The 21,481-nt window shown below is 51.8% G+C and carries 18 protein-coding genes; 9 read left to right on the top strand and 9 right to left on the bottom strand.

Annotated features, from left to right (window positions below):
* The 6 genes from LCS67_RS07650 to yeiP all read right to left on the bottom strand — a co-directional run bounded on the left by LCS67_RS07650 (position 1) and on the right by yeiP (position 7,300).
* On the bottom strand, positions 1-1,806 hold the full coding sequence (locus LCS67_RS07650; protein WP_000561742.1) for an extracellular solute-binding protein: 1,806 nt from the start codon (positions 1,804-1,806) through the stop codon (positions 1-3).
* Between the two features lie 106 nt (positions 1,807-1,912).
* Positions 1,913-3,469: a cyclic di-GMP phosphodiesterase gene (locus LCS67_RS07655; RefSeq protein WP_000957765.1), complete on the bottom strand. Its 1,557-nt coding sequence runs from the start codon at positions 3,467-3,469 to the stop codon at positions 1,913-1,915.
* A 325-nt stretch (positions 3,470-3,794) separates the two neighbouring features.
* Positions 3,795-4,367: a bifunctional murein DD-endopeptidase/murein LD-carboxypeptidase gene (gene mepS / locus LCS67_RS07660; protein ID WP_000241015.1), complete on the bottom strand. Its 573-nt coding sequence runs from the start codon at positions 4,365-4,367 to the stop codon at positions 3,795-3,797.
* 413 nt (positions 4,368-4,780) lie between these two features.
* Positions 4,781-5,500: a phosphatase PAP2 family protein gene (locus tag LCS67_RS07665; RefSeq protein WP_000178091.1), complete on the bottom strand. Its 720-nt coding sequence runs from the start codon at positions 5,498-5,500 to the stop codon at positions 4,781-4,783.
* A 29-nt stretch (positions 5,501-5,529) separates the two neighbouring features.
* On the bottom strand, positions 5,530-6,516 hold the full coding sequence (locus LCS67_RS07670) for a CobW family GTP-binding protein (RefSeq protein ID WP_000169351.1): 987 nt from the start codon (positions 6,514-6,516) through the stop codon (positions 5,530-5,532).
* A gap of 211 nt (positions 6,517-6,727) precedes the next feature.
* On the bottom strand, positions 6,728-7,300 hold the full coding sequence (yeiP, locus tag LCS67_RS07675; RefSeq protein ID WP_001136822.1) for an elongation factor P-like protein YeiP: 573 nt from the start codon (positions 7,298-7,300) through the stop codon (positions 6,728-6,730).
* 323 nt (positions 7,301-7,623) lie between these two features.
* Here yeiP and LCS67_RS07680 point away from each other — a divergent pair, with 323 nt between their 5' ends.
* The 3 genes from LCS67_RS07680 (at position 7,624) to LCS67_RS07690 (ending at position 9,055) form a co-directional block, all read left to right on the top strand.
* On the top strand, positions 7,624-7,878 hold the full coding sequence (locus LCS67_RS07680; RefSeq protein ID WP_001528509.1) for a YkgJ family cysteine cluster protein: 255 nt from the start codon (positions 7,624-7,626) through the stop codon (positions 7,876-7,878).
* Between the two features lie 387 nt (positions 7,879-8,265).
* On the top strand, positions 8,266-8,388 hold the full coding sequence (locus tag LCS67_RS07685; protein WP_001519564.1) for a membrane protein: 123 nt from the start codon (positions 8,266-8,268) through the stop codon (positions 8,386-8,388).
* A gap of 1 nt (position 8,389) precedes the next feature.
* A complete protein-coding gene (locus LCS67_RS07690) occupies positions 8,390-9,055 on the top strand; it encodes a GNVR domain-containing protein (protein WP_001213881.1) in 666 nt (221 codons plus the stop codon).
* Positions 9,056-9,119: 64 nt separating this feature from the next.
* On the opposite strand, the gene setB is transcribed toward LCS67_RS07690, so the two are convergent.
* Positions 9,120-10,301 (bottom strand): sugar efflux transporter SetB, encoded by a 1,182-nt coding sequence (gene setB, locus LCS67_RS07695; RefSeq protein ID WP_000551942.1) that lies wholly within the window; start codon positions 10,299-10,301, stop codon positions 9,120-9,122.
* Between the two features lie 368 nt (positions 10,302-10,669).
* On the opposite strand from setB, the gene fruB reads away from it, so the two are divergent.
* From fruB to fruA, 3 genes are read left to right on the top strand one after another with little or no spacing between them, the layout of a single operon-like run.
* Positions 10,670-11,800, top strand: coding sequence for a fused PTS fructose transporter subunit IIA/HPr protein (gene fruB / locus LCS67_RS07700; RefSeq protein WP_000487287.1), 1,131 nt, complete (start codon positions 10,670-10,672; stop codon positions 11,798-11,800).
* A complete protein-coding gene (gene fruK, locus LCS67_RS07705) occupies positions 11,800-12,738 on the top strand; it encodes a 1-phosphofructokinase (RefSeq protein ID WP_000091249.1) in 939 nt (312 codons plus the stop codon). Before fruB ends, fruK begins: the two co-directional genes overlap by 1 nt.
* Before the next feature lie 16 nt (positions 12,739-12,754).
* A complete protein-coding gene (fruA, locus tag LCS67_RS07710; RefSeq protein WP_023215251.1) occupies positions 12,755-14,443 on the top strand; it encodes a PTS fructose transporter subunit IIBC in 1,689 nt (562 codons plus the stop codon).
* A gap of 64 nt (positions 14,444-14,507) precedes the next feature.
* On the opposite strand, the gene nfo is transcribed toward fruA, so the two are convergent.
* A complete protein-coding gene (gene nfo / locus LCS67_RS07715) occupies positions 14,508-15,365 on the bottom strand; it encodes a deoxyribonuclease IV (RefSeq protein ID WP_000873912.1) in 858 nt (285 codons plus the stop codon).
* A gap of 78 nt (positions 15,366-15,443) precedes the next feature.
* Entirely contained in the window at positions 15,444-16,493 is a 1,050-nt protein-coding gene (locus tag LCS67_RS07720; RefSeq protein ID WP_000137966.1) for a YeiH family protein, read from the bottom strand.
* Between the two features lie 120 nt (positions 16,494-16,613).
* Here LCS67_RS07720 and yieE point away from each other — a divergent pair, with 120 nt between their 5' ends.
* From yieE to cirA, 3 genes are all read left to right on the top strand, one after another.
* Positions 16,614-17,477 (top strand): DNA-binding transcriptional regulator YeiE, encoded by an 864-nt coding sequence (yieE, locus tag LCS67_RS07725; RefSeq protein WP_000548316.1) that lies wholly within the window; start codon positions 16,614-16,616, stop codon positions 17,475-17,477.
* Between the two features lie 189 nt (positions 17,478-17,666).
* A complete protein-coding gene (gene lysP, locus LCS67_RS07730; protein WP_000534999.1) occupies positions 17,667-19,136 on the top strand; it encodes a lysine-specific permease in 1,470 nt (489 codons plus the stop codon).
* A 344-nt stretch (positions 19,137-19,480) separates the two neighbouring features.
* Positions 19,481-21,472: a catecholate siderophore receptor CirA gene (cirA, locus tag LCS67_RS07735; RefSeq protein ID WP_023213880.1), complete on the top strand. Its 1,992-nt coding sequence runs from the start codon at positions 19,481-19,483 to the stop codon at positions 21,470-21,472.
* Positions 21,473-21,481 lie beyond the last annotated feature (9 nt).

Consider the following 21,481-nt stretch of genomic DNA (forward strand, 5'->3'; position numbering starts at 1 on the left):
CTACCTCCTGGCTGCCGGTAGTTTGGCGGCTTTGTTGACATCATACCACCAGGTATCTAACCCGATGGTATATACCGGGCGAATCGCCGGATGGGAGAATTTATCCCACCAGGCGAGCCTGTCTTGCGCCATATACCACATCGGCAGCATGTAATAGTTCCAGGTCAGCACGCGATCCAGCGCCCGTCCCAGCGGCACCAGTTTCGCTTTATCACCCTGCGCTGCGATAATTTGCGCGATCAGTTTATCCACCACCGGGCTTTGTACGCCGGGAGCGTTATAACTGGAGTCAATGTATTCCGACGCCCATGAGATTTGTAGATCGGAGCTGGGCCAGGGCATCGCCCGCCATAGCCTCGGCATCATGTCATAGTCGCGGCTACGCATCCGGTTGGTGAGTTGAGAATTATCAACCTGACGGATAGTCATCGTAATGCCCAGACGCTGAAGATTATGCTGGAAGGGCAGAACCCACTGGCTATTACTGCTGGCAGGAAGGAGAAGTTCAAACGTCAGAGGCTTACCGGTGACGCTATTGACCCGTTGCTGTCCGTTGATCACCCATCCGGCCTGCGTCAACAAGGCGTCAGCTTTAAGAAGATTTTCGCGATCGTAGCCGTCGCCGTTAGAGACCGGCGGCTGATAGATCTGAGTGAAGACTTCAGGAGGAAGATCTTTTTTCATCGGCGCGAGTAATACCAGCTCATCGGCGTCAGGATAATTTCTGGCGGCGTACTCGGTATTCTGGAAGTAACTGTTGGTTCGGCTCCAGGCATTATAGAACAGCGCTTTATTCATCCACTCAAAATCGAAAGCCAGGGTGACAGCTTCACGTACCCGCCGGTCTTTAAATACCGGGCGCTGAATATTAAAGGCCAGCCAGCGTGTGTCCTGCGCCGACTCGTTTTTCTGCTCTTCTTTAATGATGTAATGATTATCGAAATTTTTACCGATGTAGCGCGTTGCCCAGTTTTTAGCGTCGTTTTCCAGCCGTAGATCAAATGCGCCCGCTTTAAACGCCTCGAAAGCGACATTGTCATCAAGGTAGTAATCGTAGCGGATAGTGTCGAGGTTAAAACGTCCACGATTGACCGGCAGATTAGCCGCCCAGTAGTTTTTGACGCGTGAATAGACAATGTACTGGCCCATTTTCCACTGAGTAATCCGGTATGGCCCGCTGGCTAAGGGCGGCGTTGAAAGCGGATCGCTGAGTTTGTGATTTTTCCAGAATTTTTCGGGCATGATCGGTAGTGAAAACAGACTAAGCATGTCTTCTTTACCAGGCTTCGCCAGCTCAATTCGCACGGTTAAAGGCGCAATCGCCTTCACGGTAGTACCTTTATAGACCAGACGGAACTGCGGTACGCCTTCGGTCATAAACTTATGAAAGGTAAAGGCCACATCGCGGGCGGTAATGGGCGTGCCATCGTGAAAACGAGCACGGGGATTAATCGAGATTTCCACCCAGGAATAGTCGGCGGCATAGCGGGCATGGTCGGCAATCAGCGGATAATAGCTTCCGGGTTCATCATCCGAGGTGGTAAAAAGCGTATCGTAAAGGGCTTCGGTACGTACGCCGGGATTGCCGCGCAGCGAATAGCGATTGAAATTATCGAACGTACCAATGGCGGAAAGCGTCATCTGACCGCCTTTCGGCGCAGCAGGATTCACATAATCAAAGTGATCAAAGTTAAAAGCATACTTAGGTTCGCCGAGTACGGCGAAAGCGTAGCTTTCTTTGATTTCCTGGGCCTGGGCGCCAGCGCTAACCAGTGCGACAAGCAGAAGCATTACGCGCGCAATCATCTGAAGGCGGTTTCCTTATCGTATTGCCCGCTGCAAACCGGCAGGCGTTTCGCTGAATAATAAGTGACGTTGCGTCTGATGTGAATCCGTTAAAACCGTAAGGGGACTACCATTCAGGCACGGAAGGCGCCGACATCCACAGCACGAAATCTTTTAGGGGTAAAGGACGGCTAATCCAGTACCCCTGCAAGTAATTAACACCGTGATCGCGTAGCCAACGGGCCTGCTCCGGCGTTTCAACGCCCTCGGCCACCGTCAGCATATTCAGGCGTCTGGAGAGCGTCAGCACGGTATCCAGAACCGGCGACGTGACGGTTTCCGTGCCGATCGCCTGGATAAAGCCGCGATCGATTTTCAGATAATCTAAAGTAAATCGCTCCAGATAAATCAGGGCGCTATGGCCTGTACCGAAATCATCTATAGCGATTTCAAACCCGGCGGAATGCAGCCATTCGAACAGTTTGGCCGCTTCATACTGCTGAAGCATATCGCGTTCAGTGATTTCCAGCACGATATGAAAATGGTGCGCGGGCAGGGCGTCCCTGAGCCGGTGCATATCCTCTTTAAAACTGTCGCTGTGCAGATGTTCCGGCGCGATGTTAATGCCAAATTTGGCACCGACGGGCATCACCTTCTGTAGCGTGGGCGCGTCGCGGGCGATCAGCTCGAACAGATGCTGCGTTAACGGTACGATAAGTTGCTGCGCTTCGGCATAGTGGATAAAGGCATCCGGCGGAATCTCGCCTGCCGTAGGGTGACGCCAGCGCAGTAAGACTTCAAGCCCGGTGACGCTCAGCGTACGAGTATCGACGACGGGCTGATAAACCACATAAAACTGCTCGTGTTTGATCGCCGTTAAAATCTCTTTGCCCGGTCGCGTCCGGAGGGCATAGATAAAGTAACAGATAAACCCTGCTACGATGCCGCTAATGCAGCCCAGCATCAACGCATACCACAAGTCATTGTAGGTCCAGCTATCGGCATAAAGCTGTATTTTAAGCGGCAGGCCGTTGATAGTTGTCTGTCGTGATGGCGTACCCGGCAGCTCCGCGACGGTCAGCAGACGCGAAGAAAAAGTCGACAGCGCGGTATTGCCGACAATCAGCGCGATGCCGTTAAAATCGTCCTGGCGCGTGGTATAGAGTAAGTAGGGTGTCAGGTTAATATTCAGCGATGTGAATACGCCGCTGTCATTTAATAATGGGTTCCGATACCAAATCACCATTGTCGGTTTGTTGGGCATCATTGGCGTGCCGGGCAGAATCGCCATAGCAACGTCTTTGCGGATATCTATATCCGGTACCAGTTGCTGAAGCGGCATATTCATGGCGCCAGTGGCGGAAGAGCAAAACACTTTTTTATCTTTAATCAATAAGAAGGCACGGACATTAAGGCTAAAAGCGGCTCTTGAGGTAAGTTCTGCGCCAACCTGCTGACAGGTGTTGATCGTCAACGGCTGAAGAATATCGGTGGTGGCTTTCAAGTCGGCGAAATAGCTGGCCAGGTAATGTTGTACATCAGAAAGGAGCGTATTGTATTTAACATCCCGTTTATGCCACGACAGGAAAAATTGCAGGCTACCAATAAGTAATGCTGCTGCCATCCCCGTAATGATACAGGTAAGCAGGATTTTCCGACCGGAAGAGGAGTCGCGTGTAAGCATAATTCCTGGTGTGACCTGAAAAGGCGGATGCCGGTTAATCTGGTTGATTTATAAGACTATAGCCTGGATTACCCCGGATAGTCATGCTTTTCTGTGATGCGCAGGAAAGCGTATTGTCGCAGTAGCCGTTGGGGGAAACGACCTGAATGCCTGATGGCACTATGTTTATCAGGCCTACGTTCGTGTGTGGTAGGCTGGATAAGAGGCCACACGTCGCTATTCGGCAAAATGGGTTCAGAAGGGATAATAAGCAAAAGCACTGCCGAAACAGTGCTTTTTATGTCGTCTCATCAGGTAAGCCAAGGGAGGTGCTGCCTGATGAATATTAACTGCGGCTCAGAACTCGACGCGCTTCATTGTAGCGTTTTTTCCAGTACGGTTCGTTCATACTGGAGATAATGACGCCGCTACTGGTAGACGCATGGACAAACTGGTTATTGCCGATATAAATACCGACATGACGACCAGTGGAACCGGCGCGGAACAGAACCAGATCGCCCGTACGCAGGTTATTGCGTGAAACTGCTTTGCCCATTTCCTGCTGTTCATAGGTTGAACGCGGAAGCTCTAAACCAAACTGTTCACGGAAGGTGCGCTGTACAAAGCTGGAACAGTCGACGCCTTTCTTAGTGCTGCCGCCCAGGCGGTAACGCACGCCTTTCCAGTCAGCATACTGATCCATAATCCGCGACTTAACGTCGAGGTTACGCACCATATTTTCAAATTCATCCTGAGAGGCTTGCAGTGAAGAGCTATCGCTATTGCCCACAGCATGCGTCTCAGAATGCATATTCTTTGCGGTATTGGTGGTTGTGCTACAAGCAGAAAGCAGAACCGCAACTGCAATCGCAGGAATCCCGCGCAAAATATATCTCAAAATCGGTTGAGATTTGACCATGTTGTTTGTTTTCCCTTGAAGTCCTTAACGATAAATATCGTTATAAAAATGCCAAACGTGATGAGACTAATTACCTGCACAGCTTGAGACAATTCTTTGTGCACAAATCTGTGGCGGAACGCACAAATTTATTCGCAATGAGAATAATTATCTGGCGAGGCAAAACGAGTTTGAGATTACCCGATTGTTGCTGTCATTGCGAGCGATTTCGCGTGATTTTTTATAAGAATTTATGATACGAAAAGTGAACTATCAGCAAGGGTCAAATTAAGCGCAGATCGTTTAAAAATCGTGCAACCTGTTCATTTTGCAGAGGAATAATATGACCGAAAAATGATGGGCTGGGGGAATATCATCATAAATTACCTTCAACGATGTAAAACTATCGCTGAAGGTAATGTTAATTACATGGGTTATTTGTTTAAAATTTGTTTATTTCCGCCCGGGAGATAATTCTCAAAAAGCGCTATCGCCCGGTCGCTGAGCGGGGTCATCAGCCACCAGGGGAGGCCAATCAAAATAACCGTGAGCGACCCGACCACAATATCGGTGAACCAGTGAGCGCCAATCATAACGCGCGGAAACGCGAAAACCACAAATATAATAAGGGCGATAATCCCCGCCGTTTTGCCGAAATAACGCAGCATAAAGGCGGAAAATATCAGCAGCATCATACCGTGATCGCCTGGGAAACTGTCTTTTGACGCGTCTTTTGTCGGGATGTGCAGCAACTCGCTGACGCGATAAATATGCTCAAAAGAGAGCGTTGGGCTGGCGCGCTTGACGGGGATCAGCGCCTGACCGAGTTGGTTAAGCACCACCGCTGTTAGCAGCATGACCAATCCGATTATCACAATGCGCCGCCGGCCCGATGCGTCTTCTTTTAGCCAGAAACTGAGCATCAGTCCGCCCATCGCCAGCAGCGAACACCCATCAAACGCCCGATTATTGGTAATAGCGACCCACCAGAGGAACGCGTGGCTTTCCACCAGTTTCTGGTTAAAGAAGTGGAATATGCCGGAATCAATGGTGAACCAGAAACCGTGATTGACGGGGAGATACCATGACAAAAACAGCGCCAGACCGGCGGCATTAAGCAGAATTATCAAGGAATAGCGGGTTTTCATCGTCATTTCGCCATAGTTTTTAAACGGTGGCAACCTTACGCGTGCGTCGCTAAACGAAGCTTCAACAAGGCCGTCTGTAACGTATTCCAGTCGGTTTCTGTGCTTGAGATAAGTTCAACCCGGCTATCCGGCGGCGCGACACTCTGTGTTTCGATGTGCAGGTCATCGCCCTGGCGATTGATGCGTACCAGCCCCTCTTGTATGCGCATAACGCCTTTCACCCGGCCCACCGGCGCCAGACGAGCCCATTCGAGGAGGCCAATGGTGTCAAACACGGTATCGGCATCGAAAATCCAGCCGCAGGCCTGATGACCTTGTCCGCTATTGAGGCTGCGTCGCCAGCGCTGCTGTGCGGGCAGATTTAGCGCGGCGAGTCCTTTTTTACTGGCATGAGTGTGAGAATGCGCGGCGCTGGCTGGCAGTTCCGCCAGATTTTGTCGCGGTAAATCCAGAAGCTTACCGTCTATCTGTCCATGTTCGGCATGAATCAGTTGGCGATCGCCGCCGTACTGTCGCCACCACTGTTGCAGGGCGGCATCGCTCTGCGCCGTGGCGCGATCGGTTTTATTGGCGATGATAATATCGGCTGAGGCGAGCTGATCGCGGAAATTTTCATTGGCGACGCTCTGTTGGTCCAGTAGCAGGCGAGGGTCAAGGATGCAGAGCGTAGCGCGTAAATCAATCCACGGCTCATAAACCGGCGCAGTTAATAAATCCAGAATCTGTTTTGGGTGCCCCAGTCCGGTTGGTTCAATCAGCAACCGGTCAGGTTTGCCCTGGCGTAGCAGCGTGTTGAGCCCCACCTGCATAGGCAATCCGTTGACGCAGCACATGCAGCCGCCGGGGATCTCTTTTAGCAGTGCGCCGCTGTCGGCAAGCAGCGCGCCGTCAATACCCACTTCGCCAAATTCATTAACCAGGACGGCCCACTTTTCAGCCGGATCTTTATGGGCTAATAAATGAAGGATAGAGGTGGTTTTTCCGCTACCGAGAAATCCAGTAATAAGATTGGTTTTGGTCACGTCAGCTCCAGAATATTGATACAACATAACAACTTTAATAATCCTGGCGAATAAACGTGAAAAAGAGAAGCGCTGAGTTGACGAAGTCGTGCTTCTGCCATCTTAAGAGCAGAAAATGTTAAATTTTTAACGTTTCTCTTTCCTGGCGCAGAACAGTCAATAAAGAAAAGGGTCAGGCTGCGCCCCAGGGCGCAGCCGAAAAATGCGAAACTTAATCCGCGCGCCCCATATAACGGCGCTCTTCGATATGAATGCGGATTTTCTCACCTGCGCTCAGGTATTCGGGAACCTGAATCACCAGACCGGTGCTTAATGTCGCGGGTTTGTTACGTGCGCTGGCGGACGCTCCTTTAATACCCGGCGCGGTTTCGACGATTTCCAGATCCACGGTCTGCGGAAGCTCTAGCGCCAGCAGTTGGCCGTCCCAGGTCAGAACCTGCATATCCGGCATTCCGCCTTCAGGCATAAACAGCAACTCTTCTTCAATCTGATCTTTGGTGAAGGTATACGGCGTATAGTCTTCTTTATCCATGAACACATATTCGTTGCCATCGACATAAGAAAAGTCAACGCCGCGACGGCTCAGGGTGACGGTATCAACGATATCGTCGCCTTTGAAACGTTCTTCCACTTTCAGACCGGTGCGGACATCAGAAAAACGCATTTTATACAGTGTGGCGGCGCCACGGGCGGTAGGCGACTGAATGTCGATATCTTTCACAATCAGCAATTTGCCGTTGTAGTTCAGTACCATACCTTTTTTGATTTCGTTCGCTCTTGGCATCGAGGAGATCCTGTTGTAGAGATTATCTAAAATATCGCGTAAAACTACTCGCGCCGGGCCGTCCAGGCAAGTGGAATTGTCACTTTTGCTGGTGCAAAAAAGGTGATACTGTTCGCCCGCTTTCCGCTCCGCGTTCAACGAGAATACGCGATGGCATGTCGCCCGGAGGGGGGAAGTGTGCTGTGTTGTCCCTTCTGTTTCCAGCCTTGTCTTCGGAATGTCTGAGGGCAGGCCTGATCATGATGACGTCCACATTTTAAATCTGGATTTTTCTTTGGACAAATTCTGTTATCTTTCATTTGGTTATAAATAGAGGGCTGAGCATGGACTGTCGTAGCGGTTGTGGCGCTTGCTGTATTGCGCCTTCAATTTCGTCGCCGATACCCGGAATGCCGAATGGCAAGCCGATGAATACCAGATGCGCGCAGCTTTCGGAAGATAACTTGTGCCTTATCTTTGGCTCGCCTTTACGCCCAAAAGTGTGCTCTGGTTTGCAACCGACAGGGGACATGTGTTTAACGACCCGGGAAGAGGCCATTATTTATTTGCTGGAACTCGAACAGAAAACTTTACCATGAGCTAAGCCGCTTTTGATAAATGCGTAGGGGCTTATGTTATATCCCGAAATAGTCTGCAAAAGCTGCGCCTCAAATTACCTCCTTTTATCATTAAATAGCGTAATACATGATTACCTTATTTCGTGGCTTCTGAAGCGGTAGATGCCGCCGCCCAACCCCGTTGGTGCCTGAATGTGTACCGAACAAACCGTCACATAAAACAAAAACGATCAATTTTATTTATATGATAGCTTTTATCTATTAAAAAGAGGAATTTTGATCGATTTTAATTATTTATAACGATCGATATCATGAATTTGATAGTTTATATCTATCATTGATGTATTTACCGATCGATATAACCAGTGTGAATGTGTTGTTATTTTCCTTTAAAATACTCGAATTCTTATGTGTGGGTTTTATCTTATGAAGAAATATACGTTCGCAGCCAGGGCGTTTATTTTTACGCTGGTGTTGCTTTTTGTTATTTCAGTATTCGGGTTGACTATTAGCGTTTTAAAAGGGATGTGAAATGCGGGGAGAAAATAGTGAAATTGATTTAGTCGACGTTTCCTTATTCCTTATAAGAAAATGGCTAAGTATCATGATCGCTACCTTTATTTTTGTTGCCATTGGCTATGTTTTTGTGAGCGTGCAGCATGATACAAAGGTTGTGAGTATGACAATCAAACCTAATCTGGATACGCCTGCTACCTATGCGTTATGTGGCTATACTAATGATATTCAATGTAAAACAACGGTTATCCTTAACCAGTTTAGCCGTTTCTTGCCTGCGGAATATAAAAATAAAATAAGTTTTGACGCGAAAAATCAGCTTGTCTTTTTTAAGGCGCAGGGGAGGGAAGAAAGCGTCAATAATATTATTTCCACCCTGAAAAATAGTGTCGATAAAATGGCAGCATGGTATATCGATGATGGTGACATTAAACGTTATGGCGTGCATAAAAATATGTTAAAAACGGAAACATATGCAAAGCTATCATTGTTGTCGGAGGCGGTTAAAAATAATGCTAACATTGAAGTGATAGATGTTGCTGTTACACCAAAATATAAGATGCGGCTGGTGTTAGTCCTTTGCGGACTGATGGGCGTAATTTTCTCAATAACCGGTCTTTTATGTAGGAGGGCGCTAACAGAATATCGTATTGAGAAAAAGACAATGAATGACCGCGCATGAACATTACGCAGAGATAAACTCTGCGCTGAAATGTGTCGAAGAGTAAAAGTATCAGGCTTGCAAGTTAAACATCTTTAATACGCGCCAGGCAGAACATGGTGGCGACAATCATGACTAACGCAAACCAGAAGACCGCATGATAATTCCAGATTTCTGCGGCGATTCCCGCCAACGAACCGGCAATGATCCAGCCGACGCGAATGGTATTGGTATACAGCGTGGTGGCTGAACCCGCCTGGCCTGGCATGAGATCCTGAAAATAGAGCATGCCAATCCCGCCAAGAATGCCGATGTAAATCGCGTTCAGCAACTGCAAGCCGAGCAACGTCGCCGGTGCGTGCGCCAGCAACATACCCGCATAAAAGCACAGTCCGGCGACAACGGCGATGCACATTAACAGGCGTTTTCCCAACCGTTTGGCGAAGTAACCTGCAATCAGCATTGTGGGAATCTCCAGCCCGGCGGCGGTGCCCATCATCACGCCTGCAAGTTTTTCCGGAAGATGCAGCTCATTGATGATAAACAGCGGCATATTAATGATATACAGGCTGTTAGTTCCCCACATTAACGTACAGATGACAAACAACAACAGCGTATCGCGGCGATTACGACGCGGTGCTTCCAGCGTACCGGTTGCCAGCGGCGCATCTTTGCGCATTGACGGTAAAAAGAACCACACCATGACGCTGCAGACGATAAAAGCTACCGCCGCGCTCAAATACATCACCGTAAAGCTAAAACCCATCGCCAGCGCATAGGCCAGCGGCGGCCCAATGACCCAGGCCAATGAGACCTGGGCGCGGAGGATTGAGCTGAACATCACCGCTTCACGACCTGTACGATCGGCATGTTCACGGGCCAGCGCAAACATCTGCGGGTTGGCGGTAGAGCCGAAGCTACTGAGAAAGACGCCGATGAACAGCAAAATAAAGTAGTTGCGGTTCCAGGCAAACAACACGCAGGCCAACATGCCCAGCACGCAACAGAAAACGATCAGTTTTTTGCGATCGCCTTTTTTATCTGAGCGACCCGCCAGAAACTGGCTCACGATAATGCCGATAACCGCGCTGCCGGTAAAAAAGAATCCCACCATGCCGGGACGGGCGTGAACCTCATCCGTCAGAAAAATACTGAGCGTCGGCGTCTGTAACGCACCGGCAATACCGGTGAGAAAAGCGACGATCAAAAAGGCGGTAGACGTCAGGTCAAATGATTTAGGCGCAGCGGCGGCGGGACTGTTGTGCATGTTTCTATATCAGTGGTGTGAAGAGAGGCGGAGTTTACGCTGCCCGTCAGAAAATAAACAGGCGTCTGAATCAAAATCGACACGAAAAATCAAAATAGCATTCCAATTTGTTACCAGGGCGTGCTGACGCAAGCTGAAAGAAAAAAGCTGAAGCCTTTTATGCGTCAGCTATTGAGGGGCTGTTGGAGAAAAAATGTGCTTCACCTCAAAAAATTGCTACAAAACCGGTAACTTTTCTTGCGTGCTGAAGCAGAAAGATCCAGACTTCTTGAAACGTTTCAGCGCGATCTGGTTTTTTTGATAACTCAGATTGGCGCTTTTTTTCTCATAGTGGCTGAATCGTTTCAATTCAGCAGGAGAGGAGACACATGTTCCAGTTATCGGTTCAGGACATTCATCCGGGCGAGCAGGCCGGAAATAAAGAAGAGGCCATTCGGCAAATCGCCGCCGCGTTAGCGCAGGCGGGGAATGTGGCGGGCGGCTATGTTGACGGTATGCTGGCGCGCGAACAGCAAACCTCGACCTTTCTTGGCAATGGTATTGCGATTCCCCATGGCACAACAGACACGCGCGATCAGGTGCTGAAAACCGGCGTCCAGGTCTTTCAATTCCCGCAGGGCGTTACCTGGGGAGAAGGCCAGGTCGCCTATGTGGCGATTGGTATTGCCGCCAGTTCGGACGAACACCTCGGCCTGCTGCGTCAGTTGACGCATGTGCTGAGCGATGACTCCGTGGCTGAACAGCTGAAATCCGCGACAACGGCGGAAGAGCTGCGCGCATTGCTGATGGGCGAGAAGCAAAGTGAACAATTAAAACTTGATAACGAGACGATGACGCTGGATGTCATCGCCAGCTCGCTGGTCACATTGCAGGCGCTAAATGCGGCGCGTCTGAAAGAGGCGGGAGCGGTTGATGCGGCGTTCGTCGCAAAAACGATTAACGACAGTCCGATGAATCTGGGACAAGGTATCTGGCTGAACGACAGCGCGGAAGGCAATTTGCGCAGCGCTGTTGCGGTAAGCCGTGCGACTCAGGCGTTTGACGTAGAGGGTGAAAAAGCAGCCTTATTAGTCACTGTCGCGATGAACGACGAGCAGCCGATTGCCGTGCTAAAACGCCTCGGCGACCTGTTGCTGAACAATAAAGCCGATCGTCTGCTGAGCGCCGACGCCGCGACGCTGCTGGCGTTGCTGACCAGTGATGATGCGCTGACGGATGACGTACTGAGCGCGGAATTTGTAGTGCGTAATGAGCATGGTCTCCATGCCCGTCCGGGCACCATGCTGGTGAATACGATTAAACAATTTAACAGTGAAATTACCGTGACAAACCTTGATGGAACCGGCAAACCGGCAAACGGACGTAGTCTGATGAAAGTGGTGGCATTAGGCGTGAAGAAAGGCCATCGTCTGCGCTTTACCGCGCAGGGTGAAGATGCTGAACAGGCGCTGAAAGCGATTGGCGATGCGATCGCCGCCGGTCTCGGGGAGGGCGCATAATGAGCAGGCGTGTTGCCACCATTACCCTTAATCCGGCTTACGATCTGGTTGGGTTTTGCCCTGAAATCGAACGCGGCGAAGTGAACCTGGTGAAAACCACGGGTCTGCACGCGGCGGGCAAAGGCATTAACGTTGCCAAGGTGCTGAAAGACTTAGGCATCGACGTCACCGTCGGCGGTTTTCTCGGTAAAGATAACCAGGACGGTTTTCAGCAATTGTTCAGCGAACTGGGCATCGCTAACCGCTTTCAGGTGGTTCAGGGCCGGACCCGCATCAACGTGAAGCTGACGGAAAAAGATGGCGAAGTGACCGACTTCAACTTTTCCGGCTTTGACGTGACCCCCGCAGACTGGGAACGCTTTGTTAACGACTCCCTGAGCTGGCTGGGTCAGTTCGATATGGTCTGCGTCAGCGGTAGCTTACCGGCTGGCGTGAGTCCGGAAGCGTTCACCGACTGGATGACGCGTCTGCGCAGCCAGTGTCCATGCATTATCTTTGATAGTAGCCGTGAAGCGTTAGTCGCCGGTCTTAAAGCTGCGCCGTGGCTGGTGAAACCGAATCGCCGCGAACTGGAAATTTGGGCGGGTCGTAAGCTCCCGGAAATGAAAGATGTGATTGATGCGGCGCACGCGTTACGCGAACAGGGTATCGCCCATGTGGTGATTTCGCTGGGGGCGGAAGGCGCGCTGTGGGTTAACGCCTCAGGAGAATGGATCGCTAAACCACCGGCAGTTGACGTGGTAAGTACCGTCGGCGCAGGCGATTCCATGGTTGGCGGATTGATTTACGGCCTGCTGATGCGCGAGTCCAGCGAACATACGCTGCGTCTGGCGACGGCGGTTGCCGCGCTGGCGGTCAGCCAGAGCAATGTGGGTATTACCGATCGTCCTCAGTTGGCCGCAATGATGGCGCGTGTCGACTTACAACCGTTTAACTGACAGCAGGAGAGGCATAATGAAAACGCTGCTGATAATTGACGCTAATCTCGGCCAGGCTCGCGCTTACATGGCGAAAACCCTGCTTGGAGCGGCGGCGCATAAAGCAAATCTGGAAATTATCGACAATCCGAATGATGCTGAGCTGGCGATCGTGCTGGGCGAATCTCTGCCGAACGACAATGCTCTGAACGGCAAAAAGGTTTGGCTGGGGGATATTGGTCGCGCCGTCGCGCATCCGGAACTGTTTCTGAGTGAAGCCAAAAGCCATGCGACCCCTTACAGCGCTCCTGCTGCGGTTGCTCCTGCGGCGAGCGGCGGTCCGAAACGCGTGGTCGCGGTAACGGCCTGCCCGACCGGCGTCGCCCATACTTTTATGGCGGCTGAAGCCATTGAAACCGAAGCGAAAAAACGCGGCTGGTGGGTAAAAGTCGAAACGCGCGGCTCCGTGGGGGCCGGCAATGCCATCACCCCGGAAGAGGTGGCGGAAGCGGATTTAGTGATTGTGGCGGCGGATATCGAAGTGGATCTGGCGAAGTTTGCCGGTCTCCCGATGTACCGCACGTCGACCGGCCTGGCGCTGAAAAAGACGGCGCAGGAGCTGGATAAAGCCGTAGTGGAAGCGACGCCGTATCAACCGGCGGGTAAGGCATCGCAAGCGGCGACCGAAGGGAAGAAAGAGAGCGCTGGCGCATACCGGCATCTGTTGACGGGTGTTTCTTACATGCTGCCTATGGTGGTTGCCGGGGGACTGTGTATTGCGCTTTCCTTCGCTTTTGGTATTGAAGCCTTTAAGGTGCCGGACACGCTAGCGGCGGCGCTGATGCAGATTGGCGGCGGTTCGGCGTTTGCGCTGATGGTGCCGGTACTGGCGGGTTATATCGCTTTCTCCATCGCGGATCGCCCAGGCCTTACGCCAGGTCTGATTGGCGGTATGCTGGCGGTTAGCACCGGTTCCGGTTTTATCGGCGGGATCATTGCCGGCTTCCTTGCCGGGTATATGGCGAAGCTTATCAGTACCAAACTGAAACTTCCGCAAAGTATGGAAGCGCTGAAGCCAATCCTGATCATCCCGTTAATTTCCAGTCTGGTGGTGGGGCTGGCGATGATTTACCTGATCGGTAAACCGGTTGCCGGGATTCTGGAAGGGCTCACCCACTGGCTGCAAACGATGGGGACGGCAAATGCGGTGCTGCTGGGCGCGATTCTCGGCGGGATGATGTGTACCGACATGGGCGGCCCGGTGAACAAAGCGGCGTATGCGTTTGGCGTTGGTCTGCTGAGTACGCAAACTTACGCGCCGATGGCGGCGATCATGGCCGCAGGTATGGTACCGCCGTTAGCGCTGGGTCTGGCGACGATGGTGGCGCGTCGTAAATTCGACAAAGCGCAGCAGGAAGGCGGTAAAGCGGCGTTGGTGCTGGGGCTGTGCTTTATCACTGAAGGCGCTATTCCGTTTGCGGCGCGCGACCCGATGCGTGTACTGCCGTGCTGTATCGTTGGCGGCGCGTTGACCGGGGCCATTTCTATGGCGGTAGGCGCAAAATTGATGGCGCCGCATGGCGGTCTGTTTGTTCTGCTTATCCCAGGCGCAATTACGCCGGTATTGGGATATCTGCTGGCAATTGTGGCCGGTACGCTGGTGGCAGGGCTGGCTTATGCCGTCCTGAAACGTCCGGAGACGGAAGTCGCGGCAAAAGCGGCGTAAGAGAAACACGCTAAAAAAGGCAGAGCGCGCTCTGCCTTTTTTATTGCCTGAAGAACATTGAGCGTCAGGCCACCGCTTCGGCAATTTGCTGGGCTTTTAACCACGCAATCTCTTCCGCCCAGATATCAGGATTGATGGTCTCCAGTATCAGCGGAATACCGTCAAAACGCGCATCCTGCATAATCCAACGAAACGCATCGTGGCCGATATTGCCTTCACCCAGACTGTGATGGCGGTCAACGCGGCTACCGAAGGCGCTTTTGGCGTCGTTCAGGTGCATTCCGCGCAAATACTGAAATCCGACAATTTTCCCGAATCCGGCGAACGTTTTTTCGCACGCCTCTGGCGTACGCAGATCATATCCGGCGGCAAAGGCATGGCAGGTATCGATACAGACGCCAACGCGCGACTTATCTTCCACGCCGTCGATGATGGCGGCTAACTGTTCAAACTCAAACCCCAGATTACTGCCCTGACCGGCTGTATTTTCGATAACCGCCGTAACGCCCTCGGTCTGCGCGAGGGCAATATTGATGGATTCCGCGATCCGCGCCAGGCAATCCTCCTGTGCAATCTGCATCAAATGGCTACCGGGATGAAAATTAAGCAAGGTTAAGCCGAGTTGTTCACAGCGTTGCATTTCATCGAGAAAGGCATCACGTGATTTTTCCAGTGCTTCACTGACCGGATGGCCCAGATTAATCAGGTAACTATCGTGGGGAAGAATTTGCGCCGCCGAGAAATGATACTTTTCACAGGCGATTTTAAAGTCATCAATGACCTGGGGAGTAAGGGGGGCGGCACGCCACTGACGCTGGTTTTTTGTGAAAAGCGCAAAGGCCGTTGCGCCAATTTCAGCCGCGCGGGCAGGGGCGTTAGCCAGACCGCCAGCAGCGCTGACGTGCGCTCCGATGTATTTCATAAAAGACTCCTGTTAAACCCGCTAACGGTTCATTACGAACGCTATGATAACGGGTTAACAGGCGTGAAACGTAATAATTTATGCGATAAGGCTATGGATTAGGACGTTAATGGCGCCACCGCCAATAATCAGCCAGGCGAATAATGCCAGCGCCATCAGCAGCGGTTTCGCCCCCGCTTTTTTCAATGCGCTAACGTGAGTGGTCAGACCCAACGCCGCCATCGCCATCGCCAGCAGTACCGTGTCCAGCGTCACCAGCATATCCACCACGGCTTTCGGCAGCAGGTGGAAAGAGTTGAAGATCGCCACTACGATGAAGAAAATAGCAAACCACGGAATGGTAATTTTGCTTTTTTCCGCGCCGGTCGCCGGTGAAAGCTGTTTAACGCGTGCCGCCAGAATGATCAGGAACGGCGCCAGCATCATGACACGCAGCATCTTAGCGATAACTGCCGCATTTTCCGCATCCGGGCTAACGGCGTGACCCGCTGCGACCACTTGCGCGACTTCATGCATGGTTGAGCCGATATAGATGCCGTAAGTTTCCGGGCTGAACCAGTGCGCCAGCAGCGGATACATTGCCGGGTAAAGGAAAATAGCGATGGTGCCGAAAATAACGACAGTCGCGACGGCTACAGTAACCTTACTGGCTTCCGCTTTTACCACCGGTTCTGTCGCCAGTACCGCCGCCGCGCCGCAGATACTGCTACCGGCGCCAATCAGCCAGCTGGTGTGCCTGTCCAGACCAAAGACTTTTTGGCCTAAGAAGCAGGCCAGCATGAACGTGCTGGAAAGCGTTAATACGTCAATCACAATACCGCTAATGCCCACATCGGCGATTTGTGAAAAGGTAAGGCGGAAGCCGTAAAGGATAATCCCTAAACGCAGCAGATGTTGTTTTGCAAACAGCACGCCGCCGTCGCATTGTTTCCATATTTGTGGATAGACGGTATTCCCGATAACCATACCCAGCAGGATAGCCAGGGTCAGGGCGCTGAACCCCGCGCCTGCAACGGCAGGGATAGCGCCGCCCCACAGGGCGACTCCTGTAATGACGGCGCTCAGAGCGAGCCCCGGTATAAAATGCCACATTGTACGACGATGATTCTGCAAGGTGAGTTCTGTCATAACCTTCTCCTGTATATGGACAATAAGGTTACGGTGATCTGGTTTAAAAATAAAATTGATTATATATTTATAATTAATCTTTATAAGTGGTAAGTGAAACGCTATCGGTGGGATACGACTATGCATATTACGCTACGACAACTTGAAGTGTTTGCTGAAGTACTGAAAAGCGGTTCAACAACCCAGGCGTCGGTCATGCTGTCATTATCGCAGTCCGCCGTTAGCGCCGCGCTCACCGATCTGGAAGGTCAGCTCGGCGTACAGTTGTTTGATCGGGTGGGGAAACGGCTGGTGGTCAACGAACATGGGCGCTTGTTATATCCGCGCGCGCTGGCATTGCTGGAGCAAGCGGTAGAAATTGAGCAGCTATTTCGTGAAGATAACGGCGCGATACGGGTTTATGCCAGTAGCACCATCGGCAATTACATTTTACCCGCCATGATTGCCCGCTATCGCCAGCATTATCCGGCCTTACCGCTGGAACTCAGCGTGGGAAACAGCCAGGACGTGATTAACGCGGTGCTGGATTTTCGGGTTGATATCGGCCTGATTGAAGGACCATGTCACAGTACAGAGATTATCTCTGAGCCGTGGCTGGAAGATGAGCTGGTGGTCTTTGCCGCGCCGTCCTCGCCGCTGACGCAGGGGCCGGTGACGCTGGAACAGCTTGCGGCATCCCCATGGATTTTACGCGAGCGCGGTTCCGGTACGCGGGAAATTGTCGATTATTTGCTGTTGTCGCATTTGCCGCGCTTTCATATGGCGATGGAGTTGGGGAATTCAGAAGCGATCAAACATGCGGTGCGTCACGGACTGGGGATAAGCTGTTTATCGCGCCGGGTGATTGCTGAACAACTCCAGGCGGGAACCCTGGGCGAAGTCGCGGTGCCGTTACCGCGCCTGGTGCGCACGTTGTGGCGTGTTCATCATCGGCAGAAACATCTTTCTAACGCGTTGCAGCGTTTTTTGAGTTACTGTGAATAAAGGTGAAGAGGAGGGCTGCCCGGGCGGCATCGCCATTTTTAGTATCCGCTTACGTATACGTTATTCTCTGCTTTACTTATAATCCGTGGCCGGTCATGAAGGTCTCTTATAACCGCGCATTTGTGTCGGAAGGATAGTATTTCGTCTGTTACAATCGCGCCTCATTTTTTGGATGGATAGCATTTTCACATGGGTTCCAAAACTAAAACCACAGAAGCGCCCGCGCTACGTCGCGAATTAAAGGCGCGTCACCTGACGATGATTGCCATTGGCGGCTCCATCGGGACAGGTCTTTTCGTTGCATCTGGTGCGACAATTTCTCAGGCGGGGCCAGGCGGCGCGCTGTTTTCTTATATTCTGATTGGTTTGATGGTCTACTTCCTGATGACCAGTCTTGGCGAGCTGGCGGCCTATATGCCGGTATCTGGCTCGTTTGCGACATATGGTCAGAACTATGTGGAAGAAGGCTTTGGTTTCGCGCTGGGCTGGAACTACTGGTACAACTGGGCGGTGACTATCGCTGTTGACCTGGTTGCCGCGCAATTAGTGATGGGCTGGTGGTTCCCGGACACGCCGGGCTGGATCTGGAGCGCGCTATTCCTCTGCGTCATTTTCTTGCTGAACTACATTTCCGTACGCGGTTTTGGCGAGGCGGAGTACTGGTTCTCGTTAATTAAAGTCGCGACCGTTATTATCTTCATCATCGTTGGCGTAGCGATGATTATCGGCATCTTTAAAGGTGTTGAGCCGGTCGGCTGGAGCAACTGGACGACGGGCGATGCGCCTTTTGCTGGCGGTTTTGCGGCAATGATTGGCGTCGCGATGATCGTGGGCTTCTCTTTCCAGGGAACTGAGCTGATTGGTATTGCCGCCGGGGAATCTGAAAACCCGGAGAAGAATATTCCGCGCGCGGTGCGTCAGGTGTTCTGGCGTATTCTGCTGTTTTATGTTTTCGCGATTTTGATTATCAGCCTGATCATTCCTTATACCGATCCAAACCTGCTGCGTAACGACGTCAAAGACATTAGCGTCAGTCCGTTTACCTTAGTGTTCCAGCATGCGGGCTTGTTGTCTGCGGCGGCGATAATGAATGCGGTTATCCTGACGGCGGTACTGTCTGCGGGCAACTCCGGAATGTATGCCTCGACCCGTATGCTCTACACCCTGGCCTGTGACGGTAAGGCCCCGCGTATTTTTGCGAAATTGTCCCGCGGCGGCGTACCGCGCAATGCGCTTTATGCCACCACCGTGATTGCCGGTCTTTGCTTTTTGACCTCAATGTTCGGCAACCAGACGGTCTATCTGTGGCTGTTGAACACCTCCGGTATGACGGGCTTCATCGCCTGGCTGGGGATTGCCATTAGCCATTATCGCTTCCGTCGCGGTTACGTGATACAAGGGTATGATGTGAATGATTTGCCGTACCGTTCCGGGTTCTTCCCGCTGGGGCCGATTTTCGCCTTTGTACTGTGCCTGATTATTACGTTGGGGCAGAACTATGAAGCGTTCCTGAAAGATACCATCGACTGGGGCGGCGTCGCGGCGACCTATATCGGTATTCCGCTGTTCCTGCTTATCTGGTTCGGCTACAAGCTGATAAAAGGCACGCATTTCGTGCGCTATAGCGAAATGCACTTCCCGGAACGCGTTAAAAAGTAACGCGGTATTCTCGTCATGGCCGGATAAGGCTTTATACCGCTATCCGGCACTGACTGCCTGAACCTGACTCTTCTAACCCTCTCATTCGAGAGGGTTTTTTGTTTTTTCTTCATTATTGGTTCAAATGACATAATTATTAACAATTAAATTGATAATTATTATCGTTTGCTTTATCGTTACGCTCGAAATCAGAAAGGATGAAGATTCGGGCGCGACCGTCACTAATGAGCCCGACTCGCCTGCATAAAAAGAGTTCGCCGTGATAACCGTTATCGCAGGCGAAACGTAATGCGTTGTGAGCGATAACCGATTTTTTTGTCGTATTTACCTCATGGAGAAATGGAATGTTTAGGTTTAACCCTTTCGTTCGGGTAGGGCTTTGTATGTCCGCAGTTACGTTGGCCTGGCCGGTTGCCGCGGCAACGGATGATGGTGAAACCATGGTCGTTACCGCGTCCGCCATCGAACAAAATCTGAAAGATGCGCCAGCAAGTATCAGCGTCATTACCCAGCAAGATTTACAGCGCAGGCCCGTGCAAAACCTGAAAGATGTCCTGAAAGAGGTGCCGGGCGTACAGCTCACTAACGAAGGGGATAACCGTAAAGGCGTGAGTATTCGTGGTCTGGACAGCAGTTATACACTGATCCTGATCGACGGTAAGCGCGTTAACTCCCGTAACGCGGTCTTCCGCCATAATGATTTTGATCTGAACTGGATACCGGTTGACGCTATCGAACGCATTGAAGTGGTGCGTGGCCCCATGTCCTCGCTGTATGGCTCCGATGCGCTGGGCGGCGTGGTCAACATTATCACCAAAAAAATTGGTCAGAAATGGCACGGCAGCGTCACGGTTGATTCCACTATTCAGGAACATCGCGACCGTGGCGATACCTATAACGGCCAGTTCTTTACCAGCGGTCCGCTGATCGACGGCGTGCTGGGAATGAAAGCCTACGGTAGCCTGGCGAAACGCGAAAAAGACGAGCAGCAGAGTTCCGCCACCACCGCTACGGGTGAAACTCCGCGCATTGAAGGATTTACCAGCCGGGATGGAAACGTCGAGTTTGCCTGGACACCAAACGAAAATCATGACGTTACCGCAGGCTACGGTTTTGATCGCCAGGACCGGGACTCCGACTCGCTGGATAAAAACCGTCTGGAACGGCAAAACTACGCGTTGAGCCATAACGGACGTTGGGATCTCGGTAACAGCGAGCTCAAGTTCTACGGCGAAAAAGTGGAAAACAAAAACCCCGGCAACAGTAGCCCTATCACGTCAGAAAGCAATTCGATTGACGGGAAATACGTTCTGCCGTTAGCGTCTGTCAACCAGTTCCTCACCTTCGGCGGCGAATGGCGTCACGATAAACTGAGCGATGCAGTCAACCTGACCGGCGGTTCCAGTACTAAAACCTCCGCCAGCCAGTATGCTCTGTTCCTTGAAGATGAGTGGCGCATCTTCGAACCGCTGGCGCTGACCACCGGTATTCGTATGGATGACCATGAAACCTATGGCGATCACTGGAGCCCGCGTGCTTATCTGGTTTATAACGCAACGGATACCCTGACGGTGAAAGGTGGGTGGGCCACGGCCTTTAAAGCGCCGTCGCTATTGCAATTAAGTCCGGACTGGGCGACCAACTCCTGCCGTGGAGGATGCCGCATTATCGGTAGCCCGGATCTGAAACCTGAAACCAGTGAAAGCTGGGAGCTCGGCCTTTATTACCGTGGCGAAGAAGGCATACTGGAGGGCGTGGAAGCGAGCGTTACCACGTTCCGTAACGATGTGGACAATCGCATCAGCATTAGCCGTACCGCTGACGTTAACGCCGCGCCCGGCTATTCCAACTTTGTCGGTTTCGAAACCAACAGTCGGGGACAGCGCGTTCCGGTCTTCCGTTATTACAACGTGAATAAAGCGCGTATTCAGGGTGTGGAAACCGAGTTGAAAGTTCCGTTTAACGAGGCGTGGAAGCTGTCGTTGAATTACACCTATAACGACGGACGCGACGTCAGTAATGGCGGGAACAAGCCGCTTTCCGATCTGCCGTTCCACACCGCGAACGGTACGCTGGACTGGAAACCGGCGCAGCTCGAAGACTGGTCATTCTACGTATCAGGGAATTATACCGGGCGTAAGCGGGCCGACAGCGCAACGGCGAAAACGCCGGGTGGGTACGTGGTCTGGGATACCGGCGCGGCATGGCAGGCGACGAAAAATGTTAAACTGCGTGCGGGCGTTCTGAACGTGGGCGATAAAGATCTCAAACGCGACGACTACGGTTACACCGAAGACGGACGTCGTTACTTTATGGCGGTGGATTACCGTTTCTGACAGAGACTG

The organism is Salmonella sp. A7, assembly GCF_020181675.1.
In the GTDB taxonomy this organism is placed as follows: Bacteria; Pseudomonadota; Gammaproteobacteria; order Enterobacterales; family Enterobacteriaceae; genus Salmonella; species Salmonella enterica.

Bases quoted from the DNA above. Each gene is read 5' to 3' on its own strand.
- LCS67_RS07720 (WP_000137966.1), bottom strand. From the start codon at position 16,493: ATGACAGAACTCACCTTGCAGAATCATCGTCGTACAATGTGGCATTTT.
- fruB (WP_000487287.1), top strand. From the start codon at position 10,670: ATGTTCCAGTTATCGGTTCAGGACATTCATCCGGGCGAGCAGGCCGGA.
- LCS67_RS07690 (WP_001213881.1), top strand. From the start codon at position 8,390: ATGCGGGGAGAAAATAGTGAAATTGATTTAGTCGACGTTTCCTTATTC.
- fruK (WP_000091249.1), top strand. From the start codon at position 11,800: ATGAGCAGGCGTGTTGCCACCATTACCCTTAATCCGGCTTACGATCTG.
- LCS67_RS07655 (WP_000957765.1), bottom strand. From the start codon at position 3,469: ATGCTTACACGCGACTCCTCTTCCGGTCGGAAAATCCTGCTTACCTGT.
- setB (WP_000551942.1), bottom strand. From the start codon at position 10,301: ATGCACAACAGTCCCGCCGCCGCTGCGCCTAAATCATTTGACCTGACG.
- LCS67_RS07650 (WP_000561742.1), bottom strand. From the start codon at position 1,806: ATGATTGCGCGCGTAATGCTTCTGCTTGTCGCACTGGTTAGCGCTGGC.
- nfo (WP_000873912.1), bottom strand. From the start codon at position 15,365: ATGAAATACATCGGAGCGCACGTCAGCGCTGCTGGCGGTCTGGCTAAC.
- yieE (WP_000548316.1), top strand. From the start codon at position 16,614: ATGCATATTACGCTACGACAACTTGAAGTGTTTGCTGAAGTACTGAAA.
- LCS67_RS07685 (WP_001519564.1), top strand. From the start codon at position 8,266: ATGTGTGGGTTTTATCTTATGAAGAAATATACGTTCGCAGCCAGGGCG.
- mepS (WP_000241015.1), bottom strand. From the start codon at position 4,367: ATGGTCAAATCTCAACCGATTTTGAGATATATTTTGCGCGGGATTCCT.
- LCS67_RS07680 (WP_001528509.1), top strand. From the start codon at position 7,624: ATGGACTGTCGTAGCGGTTGTGGCGCTTGCTGTATTGCGCCTTCAATT.
- cirA (WP_023213880.1), top strand. From the start codon at position 19,481: ATGTTTAGGTTTAACCCTTTCGTTCGGGTAGGGCTTTGTATGTCCGCA.
- LCS67_RS07665 (WP_000178091.1), bottom strand. From the start codon at position 5,500: ATGACGATGAAAACCCGCTATTCCTTGATAATTCTGCTTAATGCCGCC.
- fruA (WP_023215251.1), top strand. From the start codon at position 12,755: ATGAAAACGCTGCTGATAATTGACGCTAATCTCGGCCAGGCTCGCGCT.
- lysP (WP_000534999.1), top strand. From the start codon at position 17,667: ATGGGTTCCAAAACTAAAACCACAGAAGCGCCCGCGCTACGTCGCGAA.
- yeiP (WP_001136822.1), bottom strand. From the start codon at position 7,300: ATGCCAAGAGCGAACGAAATCAAAAAAGGTATGGTACTGAACTACAAC.